The 13,574-nt window shown below is 49.3% G+C and carries 15 protein-coding genes; all 15 read right to left on the bottom strand.

What is annotated here, in order from left to right:
• Window positions 1-357: 357 nt before the first annotated feature.
• The 15 genes from lysS to nadB all read right to left on the bottom strand — a co-directional run bounded on the left by lysS (window position 358) and on the right by nadB (window position 13,568).
• Window positions 358-1,854, bottom strand: coding sequence for a lysine--tRNA ligase (gene lysS / locus EDM21_RS22300; RefSeq protein ID WP_157338623.1), 1,497 nt, complete (start codon window positions 1,852-1,854; stop codon window positions 358-360).
• A gap of 210 nt (window positions 1,855-2,064) precedes the next feature.
• Window positions 2,065-2,541: a transcription elongation factor GreA gene (greA, locus tag EDM21_RS22295; RefSeq protein ID WP_157338622.1), complete on the bottom strand. Its 477-nt coding sequence runs from the start codon at window positions 2,539-2,541 to the stop codon at window positions 2,065-2,067.
• A 147-nt stretch (window positions 2,542-2,688) separates the two neighbouring features.
• Window positions 2,689-3,699 carry a tRNA dihydrouridine synthase DusB gene (gene dusB, locus EDM21_RS22290; RefSeq protein WP_157338621.1) on the bottom strand — a complete coding sequence of 337 codons (1,011 nt, stop codon included), beginning with the start codon at window positions 3,697-3,699 and terminating at the stop codon, window positions 2,689-2,691.
• A gap of 14 nt (window positions 3,700-3,713) precedes the next feature.
• On the bottom strand, window positions 3,714-3,926 hold the full coding sequence (locus tag EDM21_RS22285; RefSeq protein ID WP_068777641.1) for a helix-turn-helix domain-containing protein: 213 nt from the start codon (window positions 3,924-3,926) through the stop codon (window positions 3,714-3,716).
• The gene (folK, locus tag EDM21_RS22280) at window positions 3,878-4,417 is read right to left on the bottom strand and encodes a 2-amino-4-hydroxy-6-hydroxymethyldihydropteridine diphosphokinase (protein WP_157338620.1); all 540 of its coding nucleotides are present in this window, start codon (window positions 4,415-4,417) and stop codon (window positions 3,878-3,880) included. Before folK ends, EDM21_RS22285 begins: the two co-directional genes overlap by 49 nt.
• Window positions 4,414-4,782, bottom strand: coding sequence for a dihydroneopterin aldolase (folB, locus tag EDM21_RS22275; protein ID WP_157338619.1), 369 nt, complete (start codon window positions 4,780-4,782; stop codon window positions 4,414-4,416). Before folB ends, folK begins: the two co-directional genes overlap by 4 nt.
• Before the next feature lie 45 nt (window positions 4,783-4,827).
• The gene (gene folP, locus EDM21_RS22270; protein ID WP_157338630.1) at window positions 4,828-5,670 is read right to left on the bottom strand and encodes a dihydropteroate synthase; all 843 of its coding nucleotides are present in this window, start codon (window positions 5,668-5,670) and stop codon (window positions 4,828-4,830) included.
• 78 nt (window positions 5,671-5,748) lie between these two features.
• Entirely contained in the window at window positions 5,749-6,633 is an 885-nt protein-coding gene (pabC, locus tag EDM21_RS22265; protein ID WP_157338618.1) for an aminodeoxychorismate lyase, read from the bottom strand.
• The gene (locus EDM21_RS22260; RefSeq protein ID WP_157338617.1) at window positions 6,630-7,217 is read right to left on the bottom strand and encodes an anthranilate synthase component II; all 588 of its coding nucleotides are present in this window, start codon (window positions 7,215-7,217) and stop codon (window positions 6,630-6,632) included. Before EDM21_RS22260 ends, pabC begins: the two co-directional genes overlap by 4 nt.
• Before the next feature lie 164 nt (window positions 7,218-7,381).
• On the bottom strand, window positions 7,382-8,323 hold the full coding sequence (cysK, locus tag EDM21_RS22255; RefSeq protein ID WP_157338616.1) for a cysteine synthase A: 942 nt from the start codon (window positions 8,321-8,323) through the stop codon (window positions 7,382-7,384).
• A gap of 116 nt (window positions 8,324-8,439) precedes the next feature.
• Entirely contained in the window at window positions 8,440-9,381 is a 942-nt protein-coding gene (locus EDM21_RS22250) for a peptidylprolyl isomerase (protein WP_157338615.1), read from the bottom strand.
• A gap of 16 nt (window positions 9,382-9,397) precedes the next feature.
• Window positions 9,398-10,273 carry an Hsp33 family molecular chaperone HslO gene (hslO, locus tag EDM21_RS22245; protein WP_157338629.1) on the bottom strand — a complete coding sequence of 292 codons (876 nt, stop codon included), beginning with the start codon at window positions 10,271-10,273 and terminating at the stop codon, window positions 9,398-9,400.
• Window positions 10,274-10,316: 43 nt separating this feature from the next.
• A complete protein-coding gene (locus EDM21_RS22240; protein ID WP_166542137.1) occupies window positions 10,317-11,090 on the bottom strand; it encodes a type III pantothenate kinase in 774 nt (257 codons plus the stop codon).
• Window positions 11,087-11,956, bottom strand: a complete 870-nt coding sequence (gene nadC, locus EDM21_RS22235; RefSeq protein ID WP_157338614.1) for a carboxylating nicotinate-nucleotide diphosphorylase — start codon at window positions 11,954-11,956, stop codon at window positions 11,087-11,089. The genes EDM21_RS22240 and nadC overlap by 4 nt, the downstream gene beginning before the upstream one ends.
• Complete coding sequence (gene nadB / locus EDM21_RS22230) at window positions 11,937-13,568, bottom strand: L-aspartate oxidase (protein WP_157338613.1); 1,632 nt, start codon at window positions 13,566-13,568, stop codon at window positions 11,937-11,939. The genes nadC and nadB overlap by 20 nt, the downstream gene beginning before the upstream one ends.
• Window positions 13,569-13,574 lie beyond the last annotated feature (6 nt).

The raw sequence follows: 13,574 nt of genomic DNA, 5'->3' as shown, positions 1-13,574 counted from the left end.
GAAGCCGACGTTTATCTCAAGCTGAATAGCTCAAAAATTCAATGCTGACGAGAATTTCTTCTCTGTTTAGCGTCCTGATTGCTCAAGACGTTTCAATCACTCGTTGTTCAGTTTTCAAAGGACAATCAAGGCTTGTCAGCCCTTGTCGTTGGCGCTTGTTTCAGCGGCGACTTAAATAAGATACCACGCTGGCAAAGAGAATGCAAGCTTATTTTTAGGACAAGTTTAATTTTCTTTAAAATTGTTTAGGTGAACAGCTTACATTTCTTTTTTTGGAAGATTATTACCCGTTTGATCTTCGAGCCGACTAGTGCATACAAAAAAAGAAGACGCCCGAAGGCATCTTCTCCTGTTAGCTTATTCTCCTTGACGATCACGCATATGAGGAAATAATAATACATCACGAATGGAAGGCGCATTGGTAAGCAGCATAACCAGACGGTCAATACCGATACCGAGTCCGCCTGTCGGCGGCATTCCATATTCGAGTGCGCGGATGAAATCATCGTCCATCTCATGAGCCTCGTCGTTGCCATGTTCTTTCTCAACCAACTGCGCTTCAAAGCGCTGACGCTGGTCGATCGGATCGTTTAATTCGCTGAAAGCATTCGCATGCTCACGCGCTACGATAAAGAGCTCGAAGCGATCCGTAAAACGCGGATCTTCCGGGTTCTTTTTGGCAAGAGGAGAAATTTCAAGCGGATGTCCATAGACAAATGTAGGCTGAATAAGCGTTTCTTCAACAAAGGTTTCAAAGAATTGATTCACGATATGCCCGAACGACATATGCGGTTCAACCGGAACCTTGTGTTCTTTGGCAAGCCGGTGCGCTTCTTCATTGCTCATTTGCACGCTGAAATCGACGCCGACAACCTCTTTAATGGCATCCACCATAGAAACGCGCTTCCATGCAGGGGTAAGATCGACTTCATGGCCCTGATATTGGACTCTTGTGGTGCCCAGTACTTCTTGAGCAATATGGGCGACCATGTTCTCAGTCAGTTCCATAATATCCTTGTAATCCGCATAAGCTTCATACAATTCAATCATCGTAAACTCAGGATTGTGGCGCGTAGAAATACCTTCGTTCCGGTAAACACGTCCAATCTCATACACTTTCTCAAGTCCGCCGACAATCAGACGCTTCAGGTGAAGCTCAATCGCGATACGCATATAAAGCTGCATGTCCAGCGCATTGTGATGCGTAATAAACGGACGTGCGGCAGCCCCCCCTGCAATGGAGTGAAGGGTAGGCGTCTCTACTTCCAAATAACCCAGTCCGTCCAAATAACGGCGCATGGATTGGATTATTCTCGAACGCAGGATGAAGGTGTCCTTCACTTCCTGATTCATAATGAGATCAACGTAACGCTGACGGTAGCGCATTTCCACGTCTTTGAGGCCATGGTACTTCTCAGGAAGCGGAAGCAGTGACTTCGTCAGAACTTCAAGCTCCAGGACTTTAATAGAAGTTTCACCCGTCTTCGTTTTGAAGACCGTTCCCTTGACACCAACCATATCGCCAATATCCAGCAAATCAAAAGCACGGTACTTCGAATCGCCTAACGCATCCGCACGCACATAAATTTGAATTTTGCCGGAAAGGTCCTGAAGGTGAGCGAAGCTCGCTTTGCCCATCGCACGTTTCTGCATAATGCGGCCCGCTATGCTAACCTCTATCGTTTGCTGCTCGAGATCTTCCTTGGGCAGTTCCTGATAAGCGTCCAAAATTTCTTTGGCCGAGTGAGTACGTACGTATTTATCACCAAAAGGATCGATGCCCATTCCACGAAGCTCGTCCAGTTTGTCGCGGCGAATTTGTAACAGTTCGTTTAATTCGAGTTCCTGACTCATGCTTTCAACTCCTATACGTTATCCCGTGATAAGCCTTCCTCGAAAAGCTTCCCTGCGCAGACAAAGGCTTTCCACTACCGCTCAAAAGCGAATTCTCCGGGTGCTCCGCTGCGCTGTCTGTCTGTAATCATACGGTCTATTTTACGCGAAAAAAGCTTCCAAAGGAAGCTTTTCCTGCAATCACCTCCCGGGCAGTGACCCGGTGATGCTTTATTTTTTGATGTCCATAATTTCATATTGAATAACGCCGGCAGGTACCGTCACGTCTACTTTAGCACCCTTTTGCTTACCGATAATCGATTTGCCGACAGGGCTTTCGTTAGAGATTTTGTTCTGAAAAGGATCGGATTCTGCCGTACCCACGATTGTGTATTCGACCAGTTCGCCGAACTCCAGATCCTTAAGAGTCACAATTGAACCTACACTAACGGTGCTGGTGTCGACCTCGTCCAGGTTAACAATGCGAGCGTTGCGGAGCATTTTCTCCAGTGTAATAACACGGCCTTCGATAAAAGCCTGTTCGTTCTTAGCATCTTCGTATTCAGAGTTCTCACTAATATCGCCGTAACCGATAGCAACTTTAATCCGTTCGGCCACCTCGCGGCGCTTCACTGATTTCAAATGTTCGAGTTCATCCTCAAGTTTCTTGAGGCCTTCTTGGGTAAGGAGGACTTCTTTTTCACTCATTCAAACCTATCTCCCGTCGTGTAAATTCAAGGAAATGCTATACGAATTCACTGATTAATTTAATACAAATTCGGAAAATAACCAACTTATTGCCTGATTATAGGGCAACGAATTACAAATGTCAATGTAACCCAGTGCCCCCTTTCCTTAGTGCAACGTGTGCTGTTCTTCCTGATTCTCGGGACTATTGTCGAATGAAGCCGAATAATCATCAAGTATGCTGACCATTCCCTGACGGGTCGTCTGCTCCATGATGGAATTCTTGAGAGAAGCGGCTCCCTTCATGCCTTTGAGGTACCAGGCCATGTGTTTGCGCATTTCCTTAATTGCCACATGCTCGCCCTTCAATTTGATCAAGCGATCCATGTGAAGAACAGCAATGCGCATCTTCTCCTGAGCTTCCGGCTCCGGCGGCAATTCACCCTTGGTCAGGTACTGCACCGTACGATACAGCATCCACGGATTGCCGAGGGCCCCGCGGCCGATCATGACTCCATCCACACCGGTCTCATCGATCATACGTTTTGCATCTTCCGGTGTTACCACATCCCCGTTACCGATGACTGGTATCGATACGGTTTCTTTGACTTGGCGGATAATATCCCAATCCGCTTTGCCGGTATAGAGCTGTTCGCGCGTACGGCCGTGCACGCTTACCGCAGCACCGCCGCCGCGCTCGACCGCTTTGGCATTATCGAGGACATAAATGTGCTCGGAATCCCAGCCGATACGCATTTTGACGGTAACGGGCTTGTTTACAGAGCCTACCACCGTGCGAATCATTTCTTCAATACGCGAAGGGTCCAGCAGCCAGCGGGCTCCCGCATCGCATTTTGTAATTTTCGGTACCGGGCAGCCCATGTTGATGTCAATAATATCCGCATTCGTATTCTGGTCGACATATTTCGCGGCTTGCACCAGTGTATCCGTATCGCCTCCAAAAATTTGAAGGCTGAGCGGCTTCTCCCGTTCATCGACATAAAGCATTTCCATAGTGCGGGAATTGCCATGCACGATTGCTTTGTCGCTGACCATTTCCGCACAGACCAGGCCGCAGCCGAATTCTCTGGCGATTAGACGGAAAGCAGGATTGCAAACGCCGGCCATAGGTGCCAAGACTACATTGTTAGGGGCGACGACGTCGCCTATTTTTAACATGTTCGATTTTCCTCCTATTTGCCGGAGGGCGGATTAAGCTCCTCCGGGTCAATGCCTAGGGCACTGGAAATTTTCTGAATCATTCTCGTATCCGGCTTGCGCGTTCCCCGTTCAATCGAACCGAGAATGGCTATAGAAACGCCGAGAAGCTCGGCAAGTTCGTTCTGGGTGTATCCTTTCAGCTTGCGGAATGCCCGGATACGCTGGGCCAATGCATTTTTTTCCATAACTTAACACCTTCCTTCCCATCCAGTTTGGCGAGCTGTCTCTCTAGGGATGCAAACGATGTGTTCGGTATATGGGAAAAAATATCTGCTAAGGGGACTAACACAAACGCTCGCTCCTGCATGCGCGGATGGGGTACGATCAAATCCGGGAGCCGGACTTCCTGTTCCCCGTATAGCAGCAAATCCAGATCAATGGTGCGCGGACCCCAGCGGATGTCACGGACGCGCCCGAGCAGCTGCTCGGTCTGCTGCATGACGGCAAGCAGCTCTTGCGGCGTTAAACTCGTCTTGACAGCGGCCGCCATGTTCAGAAAAGCATCCTGATCTACATACCCGACCGGATCGGTCTCGTAGATATGCGAGCACGCCGCTACATAAATATCCGGATGCGCATCCAACTGACGGAGCGCGTCCGCTAAATATTGCTCGCGGTCTCCTAAATTAGAGCCAAGCGCTATATAGGCCGTGGTTTCTTGCCTGGTATTACTCATGAAATTACCCGCCTCCGGGTGATTTCGACCGTCACGCCTTCAAAATGGATATCAAAAGGCGGGTGCGGTTTAATGACCCTCACGGTAACTTCATCGATACTAGTATAAGTTTCAAGAAGAGAGGATGCAACCTGCTCGGCAAGTGCTTCAATTAATTTGAACGTTCGCTTCTCGACAACTTCTTTTATTACCGCATACGCATCGGCATAATTGATCGAATCGTCGATATTGTCGGTCCGGCCAGGCTTATCGAGAGGAAGGCGCATCTCCACGTCCACATAATACCGCTGACCTAGTTTGTTCTCTTCAGCATAGACACCGTGATAGCCGTAAAACTGCATGCGGGTAAGCGTCAATTTATCCATTGGGTCCTCCATTAGTTGCGTACAACTGGTGATTAGATTCTTTATTTATTCAGCAGCTACAATATCGTTAAAGCCGGGCTCGCACTCCGACTTGCGGACTATAGCATCCGTCATGACAGCCGTACGCTTCATCGCCCGTACATCGTGCACGCGCACAATATCACACCCTTGTGCTATGCCGAGAACCACCGTCGCAGCCGTCCCCTCCAGAACATCCTCTGGAGGAAGTCCCAGCGTGGTGCGGATCATACTCTTGCGAGAGGTGCCGAGCAGAACCGGATATCCGAGATCCGCTATATCGCGGAGCCGGTTCATCAGCCACAAGTTCTGCTCGTAGCTTTTCGCAAAGCCGATGCCGGGGTCCAGCATGATATTCTCCGGCGCCACTCCGGCATCCAGAGCGAGCTGTACGCTGTCCCGCAGGTCTTGAAGCACATCCGGCAGGAAGTCGGTGTAAACCGCTTCCTCGCGGTTATGCATCAGGATAACGGGACAGCAGGCCTCGGCCGCCACCCGCGCCATATCCGGATCGGCCTTGAAACCCCACACATCATTGATGATGTGTGCTCCCGCCGCGATCGCCTGTCTGGCGACCTCTGCCTTGTACGTGTCTACGGAGATTGGCACATCAATGTGCTTGACCAACTCCTTGATTACAGGCACAACCCGCTGCAGTTCTTCTTCAAGCGAGACAGGCTCGTGGCCTGGCCGGGTGGATTCTCCCCCGATGTCAATCAGGTCAGCCCCTTCTTCCACCATCTGAACCGCATGACGGACCGCCTGCTCTTGCGCGAGATAGGCGCCGCCGTCGGAGAAAGAATCCGGCGTAACATTAAGGATGCCCATGATTTGAGTACGCCGGCCGAGTTCCAAATTTATTTTACCCATCGAAAAAACGCGATTCACAGGTCACCACTCCTTGCTTCTATAGCACCTTAAGGAAAAGCTCGCAATGATCATTGAAGCCTAACCGCCCGTGCTTGTCTGTGTATGCTGCTGATACAACTCTGCTAGACGTCCGGTCAGTTTGCCCGGTGTACCCGTCCCTATGCTGGTCTCATGCCCGTGTTCGTCAAGCAGCCGGTCCACGGCCACTATTTCTTGAACAGAATTGGTCAAGAAAATTTCATCCGCACCGGAAAGAGCGTCCCTATCAAAGCATCCTTCGATTATTTGCAGCCCGCATTCCTCCGCCAGCCTCATCACGTAAGCTCTTGTAATACCAGGCAGTATACCCGTCTCTAAGGATGGAGTAAAGCATCTTCCGCCTTTGATCCAGAATAAATTGCTCACAATTCCTTCCGCTACATGACCATCACCTGTCAAAAAAAGTCCCTCGGCACCTGCCGCCCACGGATAGGTCATCAGTTCCCTTTTGGCGAGAATATTGTTCATATAATGAAAGGACTTGCGGCGCAGCGTTCCTTCGGGTGAGTTTCTTCTGACCTGCAGAAGCTGAAGCGGACGGGTAGAAACGCTGCCAGCTAAGCGGGCAGGAAGTTCTTTGATATAGAGAATTTCTGTAGGCTCCTTATAAGAAGAACCGGATGGCAGACCCAGCAGATCTACTCCGGCAGAAATCGTGTACCGGATATACGCGTCCTGAAGCTGATTGACTTTCAACAGATCACGGACTCGAAGTTGTATATCCTCCCCGCTTGACCGCAAAGGTATGCCAAGCTCCTGACAGCCTTCCTGCATCCGATCCAGATGTTCTTGCAGCAAAAAGGGATGTCCGTTGTACGTGCGAAACGTCTCGAACAGCCCCATGCCATATAGAAAGCCGTGGTCATAGACTGAAACCACCGCTAGTTCTTCCTCTATGATTTGACCATTGACCCATATTTTCATACTTTCACCTCCGCAGACACCTTCATAGACAGAAAATTATTCAGGAGCGCATGACCATGTTCAGTACTAATGGATTCGGGATGAAATTGCACACCTTCAATCGCATATTCCCTATGACGAAATCCCATAATTTCGCCCTCTGGTGTAACTGCACTGATTTTCAGACAGTCAGGAAGTGTCTCCTTATCAACAATCAGGGAATGATAGCGGGTAGCGGTATAAGGTGAAGGAATGCCTGTAAAAATGGTCTTCCCGTCGTGTTGAATGAGCGAAGTTTTACCATGCATCGGCCTGACTGCTCGGATTACATGCCCCCCAAAGGCCTGGCCTATCGCTTGATGCCCGAGGCAAACACCCAGAATGGGGATTTGTCCTTTGAACCGGCGAATCGCCTCCAGACTAATTCCTGCATCATTAGGCGCGGCGGGACCCGGGGATATTAGAATATGGTCGGGAGCCAGCTGCGCGATCCCCGGAATGTCTATCGCATCATTACGTTTTACGACAATCTCATGTCCCAGTTCGTCCAAATACTGCACCAAGTTGTATGTAAATGAATCGTAATTATCAATGACGAGGATCATGCTCTCTTCCCTTCTGGCTCATGCTGTTCTTGCTAGGCCGGTGCTGATGTAGTGACAATGTCACGATTGTCACTTAGTATACTTGAATCGCAAGCAAATAAAAAGTCTTCAGCTGTAGACTACAGCTGAAGACTTGGAAGGACGGCTTGCGTCCATCGCTATCTTTATTGCTCGTCGAACTGGTAAAGCGGCGTGCTCAGGTAACGCTCTCCGTTACTAGGTACTACAGCAATTACACGCTTGCCAGGTCCAAGTTCCTTGGCTACTTTGAGTGCTGCAAAAATTGCCGCTCCCGATGAGATACCACCCAGGATACCTTCCTCACGCGCAACACGACGGGACGTTTCGAAAGCATCGTCGTTATCGACCGGAATAATCTCATTGTAAATTTCCGTGTTCAGAATATCCGGTACGAAACCTGCTCCGATACCCTGAATTTTATGAGGACCCGGTTTGCCGCCAGAAAGGACAGGAGATGCACTTGGCTCAACCGCTACAATTCGAATTCCAGGGAAATTCTCGCGAAGCACTTCGCCTGTTCCTGTAATGGTACCGCCTGTGCCGATCCCTGCAATGAAAGCATCCAGCTTACCGTCATGCCCTTTAATCGCCTCAACGATTTCCGGTCCGGTTGTTTCGCGGTGAACCTTCACATTAGCCTGGTTCTTGAATTGTTGAGGAACAAAATAACTGGAATTCTCAGCTTGCAGCTCCTCTGCACGGCGGATGGCGCCCTTCATGCCTTCTGCTCCAGGAGTAAGAACAAGTTCAGCACCATAAGCGCGAAGAAGGTTGCGGCGCTCCATGCTCATCGTCTCCGGCATGACCAGGATAGCGCGATAGCCTTTAGCTGCCGCTACCATTGCCAGACCTATACCTGTATTACCGCTCGTTGGTTCCACGATAGTATCACCCGGCTTTAACTTGCCTTCTTGCTCAGCCGTTTCGATCATCGAAATAGCAATCCGGTCTTTCACGCTGGAACCCGGATTCTGGTACTCCAGTTTAACATAAATTTCCGCACTGTCTTCCGGTACGATCCGGTTTAGTTTAACTAGCGGAGTATCCCCGATTAATTGTGTAATGTTCTGCACCAATTTAGCCATGCGTGTCACCCTCCCAAAATGTAAGAAAAAATGAAAGTTATTCCGAGTTGTTAGGTTGGTATTATATCCCTAATATTATCAGTGCTCACGACCCTTGTCAACTCTATACATTTCAGCTAAGGTTTCAAAGTGGATTCCACAATAACCGCCTGCCATTTGGTGCGGATGTTAATCAAATATTCGTTCAGGGAAGGTCCTTCCTGCAAAGCAAGCATTTTACGGACCGATTCCCGGATTACGGGCTTCTCCTGATCCTTCTTTTCTCTTTTCTCTGAGAGAAGAATAACGGCATATCCGCCCTCGGTCTTAATCGGTCCGCTTACTTGTCCCACTTCCAGTTTACGGGCCGCCTCCATAATAGGCGCCGGTTGAAAAGGATCCCCCTCTTCCACCCATCCGAGATCTCCACCCTGGCTGCCGCTTTCGTCAATCGAACGGTCCCGCGCCAATATAGCAAAATCTTCTCCGCTGTTGTAGGCTTTGATCGCTTTCTTAGCTTGATCCAGTGTGGACAAGATTATTTTATGCAAATGCCATTCATCCGCTTGTTTAAATAATTCCGGGTTTGCTTGTATGTACTGGTCCACTTCCTTGTCGGAAACAACAATCTTACGGATTGCCAGTCTCTCATGCAGAAGCTTGTAGTGCAGATCTTCTTTAATTTCTTCTTTACTCAAACCCAGCTGCTCTTGCATCGAAGCGAAATAGGCTTCTTCATTGTCATATCCCTGCTGCATTTGTTTTAATTCACGGTCCATCTCCGCTGCGCTTATTTCGACTCCCAATTCTTTGGCCTCTAAACGAAGCGCTTCTCGGTCGAGCATCCGGTTAAGCATTTCCGCACCATAGTGTTTGGTCAATTCCTCCGCTAACTCGCCTTGTGTAAATTCGCGGCCGCCTATCTTGGCCACGACGTGCTGGCTGGATTCAGCACCTGGTGAACGGTCTGCTCCCGGCTGCTTAGCTCCGCCCATCTCCGTCAAATACAGCGATAACAGGACAATAATCCCTACCGTCAAAGCGAGGATGGCTCCCCACAACACTTTTACGTTGTGCATGCTCTCTCCCTCAAAACTATTTCTTTATATTCTTCACCATAGTTTGAAGCTGCTCGCCTTCAAATTGGTAGGCCTCGTTACAAAAGTGGCAAACAACTTCAGCTCGTCCTTCTTCTTCCATGATAGCTTCTAACTCCTCATGTCCCAAGCTTATCAGCGTCTGTTCAACACGTTCAGCAGAACATTTACACTGGAAGAAAACCGCCGAACGCTCCATAATTTCCACATCCGGGAGTAATCCCTTCAGAATTTCTTCCAGCGATGCTCCGCTGTCAAGCAATGTGGTAATCGGCTCAATGGTCGATAATTGCGTTTCAATTTCTGTAATTTCATCATCCGTCAAACCCGGCAGCAGTTGAATAATAAACCCGCCGGAGACTTTTACAGTCCGGTCTACGTCCACCAGTACTCCAAGCGCTACTGCAGATGGCGTTTGTTCGGATTTTGCAAAATAATAAGTAAAATCTTCAGCAAGCTCACCCGAAACAATCGGAATACTTCCTCTATAGGCTTCCTTCATGCCGAGATCCTTAATTACATGCAAAAACCCGTCCGTTCCGACGGCCCCAGCCACATCCAGCTTTCCTTTGGCATTCAGCGGTAAATCCACATCCGGATTGTCTACGTATCCACGTACTTCTCCCTTGGAGTTGGCATCCACAACAATCGAGCCGATCGGACCTCCGCCCTTAATTTGTAGAGTCAGTTTTTCTTCGCCTTTAAGCATGGCACCCATCATCAGACCTGCCGCCGCCGTTCTTCCCAGTGCGGCCGTTGCTGTAGGTGTCGTATGATGACGGCGGCGCAGCTCCTCTGTAATCGAAGTGGTCAGAACGGCAATCGCCCGTACCCTTCCTTCGAGAGCTGTACCGCGGATCATATAATCATTCATCACATAACCCCGTTTCTTGTTAGTTGTCTGCTGAGCCTGATCGTTAATCCTGTTTGGCATTCTTGGCATAGATAAAGCGCAGCCCCTCGAGGGTAAGCATGGGATCCACCACATCAATTACACGCGATTCGCTGGCGATGAGTTCTGCGTGGCCTCCTGTTGCAATCACTTTAGGAGCCACATTATATTCTTCCCGGATACGGGTTACAATACCATCCACTTGACCCACATAACCGTAAATAATTCCCGCCTGCATGGCAGAAATCGTATTACGACCTACTACGCTCTTGGGCTTAATAAGCTCAATGCGGGGCAGTTTGGCCGCCCTTTGATACAGCGCTTCAGTAGAAATCCCTATACCCGGCGCAATTGCACAACCGAGCAGCTGCCCGTTTGCATCAATATAATCATAAGTCGTGGCGGTGCCGAAATCAACGATGATGCAAGGAGAGCCATATAGCTCGATAGCCGCCACAGCGTTGACAATCCGATCGGCCCCGACCTCTTTAGGGTTATCCACCCGGATGTTGAGTCCGGTCTTAATTCCCGGGCCTACAATAAGCGGAGCTCTCTTCATATATTTTAAACAAAGCTGTTCGAGCGCAAACATGAGCGGCGGTACAACAGACGAAATAATGACGCCCTCAATCTGATCGTTGCGAATGCCTGCATATTGAAAAAGATTATGGAACATCATGCCATACTCATCTACCGTTGCCGAACGGTTTGTGCTAAGTCTCCAATGATGCAGTAAATCCGAGCCTTTGTAGATACCCAGAACAATATTCGTGTTGCCGACGTCTACGACTAAAATCACAAGGAAACCCCTTTCTGTTCGTTCAGATCGAGGCTGATGTCAAGGGAAGTGACCGAATAAGTAAGCCTTCCGACGGAAATGACATGCACACCTGTTTCCGCAATTGCTTTAATGGTTTCCAATGTGACCGAACCTGATCCTTCTATTATGATATGAGGTGCCTGACTCTTGATGATAGCGACTGCCTCGGCCATCACTGCGGGCTTCATATTGTCCAGCATGATAATATCGGCTCCCGCGGCGATTGCCTCGTCCAGCTGATCGAAGCTCTCCACTTCTACTTCGATTTTCATCGTATGCGGAATACGGGAGCGGGCCGCTCTTATCGCAGGAGTAATCCCGCCGGCTCCTTTAATATGATTATCCTTGATCATCACCGCATCATACAAACCGAAACGGTGATTATATCCTCCGCCTACACGAACCGCGTACTTTTCTAAAAGCCTGTGTCCCGGTGTTGTCTTACGGGTATCCACAAGACGGGTCGGAAGGCCTTCCAGGGCGTTCACATACTGCCTGGTGCGCGTTGCAATACCCGATAACCGCTGCAGCAAATTCAGTGCAAGTCTCTCTCCCAGCAGAATACTGCGGGTATTGCCTGTCACGATCGCAATGACGGTGCCTTTGGGAGCAAATTCACCTTCTTTGATTTGCGCGCTAAATTGAAGCGAAGAATCCACTTCCTCAAATACTTCAGCTGCAATGCGCAGGCCGGCTACAAAACCGGACTCCTTCAGGTGAATGAGAGCTTTACTATGTTGATCAGCAGGAATCGTACTCATAGTCGTCATATCACCGGTTCCTATGTCTTCATCGAGCCACTGCCGAATGCTTTGTCTAATTTGTTTAAAGTTTAATTCCATCATTAAGTATCCACTCCTCCGTCAGACCGCATTCACGATTGAATACGGTATGCTTCAGCCACTGCTCATCGCTGCGCAGCGGGTAATCTTCACGATAATGACCGCCGCGGCTTTCCTCACGCCGGAGAGCAGCCTCTGTCGTCAATAAGGCGCATGTCAGCAGGTTGGCAAATTCATAATCCTCTCTCCGGGACAAGCAGGAGTCAAACATTGGCAGGTGCCGTTGCAGCTCCTCCAGGCCCCGTTTCAGACCTCTTTCATCCCTGCGGACTCCTGCATAACGAACCATAACTTTTTGCAGTTTCAACCTTTTCTCCACCATAGCCTGCTTGGGAGGTTCCAGTCGCAGATTGGGCGATGGTATGTAATCCAGTATAACGGGTCCGAGTGAAGGAAGCGATTGAATCCGCCGAATGATTCGCTTTCCGAATACGATTGCTTCCGAAAGCGAGTTGCTGGCGAGACGATTGGCTCCATGAACACCGGTGGAGGATACCTCACCGCAGGCAAATAACCGCTTGATATTGGTCTCTCCATGAAGATCTGTCTTCACTCCCCCCATCATATAATGGGCGGCAGGAGCGACAGGTATCCAATCTGCAGTCAGATCCAAGCCTATGCTGAGACAGGTCTCATAAATAGTCGGGAACCGGTGTTTGATCATTTCCTCGGACTCATGCGTAATATCCAAGTAAATAAAGCTTGATCCTGTTTCTTCAATTTCACTGACAATAGCTCTAGCCACAACGTCGCGAGGGGCAAGCTCCAGCTGAGGATGATATTTTTCCATAAATCGCTCGCCTTTAATATTACGCAAATAAGCCCCTTCACCACGAACAGCTTCCGATATGAGGAATCGGGGAGCACCTGGATAAAAAAGCACCGTCGGATGGAATTGAATAAATTCCATATCTTGAATATCTGCGCCCGCCCGGTAAGCTATCGCCACTCCATCCCCTGTAGCCACATCCGGATTCGTCGTATAGCGGAAAAGCTGACCTGTTCCGCCCGTACATAAGACTGTAGCGCTGCCCTGTACGTAAATACGCTGGCCATCCGGCTTCTGGACAAGAGCTCCAATGCATTCGCCATTTACCGTGATCAGATCAATGACGATGTGATCGTCCCACAACTCAATGTTCTCACTACGCTTAGTTTCCTCCGATAGGGCTCGTACGATTTCGGCGCCCGTCGCATCTCCATTGGCGTGTAAAATTCGGCGCTGGCTATGAGCGCCCTCTTTAGTTAAGGCGATTTCGCCATTCTCGAAGTCAAACTTTGTTCCCATCCGGATCAGATCCTGCACACCCGCAGGACCCTCATGAACAAGGATGTCAACGGCTTCACGTGAACAAAGGCCGGCACCCGCAACGAGTGTGTCTTGTGAATGGTATTCGGGTGAATCATCATCCGATATGACAGCTGCAATCCCGCCTTGGGCATATCTCGTATTGCTGTCCAGCAGTGACTTTTTTGTGATCAGCAGAACTCGCTTAGTCTCACTAGCCTGCAGAGCCGTGTATAACCCTGCAATACCGGCACCAATGACAATAACATCAGTGTGGTAGTGCGGGATCGCGCTTAGATCCGTATCTGTTAAATATCTAGGTATCATTCGGTC

This window comes from Paenibacillus lutrae, assembly GCF_009757775.1.
Taxonomy (GTDB): Bacteria; Bacillota; Bacilli; order Paenibacillales; family NBRC-103111; genus Paenibacillus_F; species Paenibacillus_F lutrae.
Note: the sequence above shows the minus strand (reverse complement) of the source record. Positions and strands in the feature narration are given on the sequence as shown.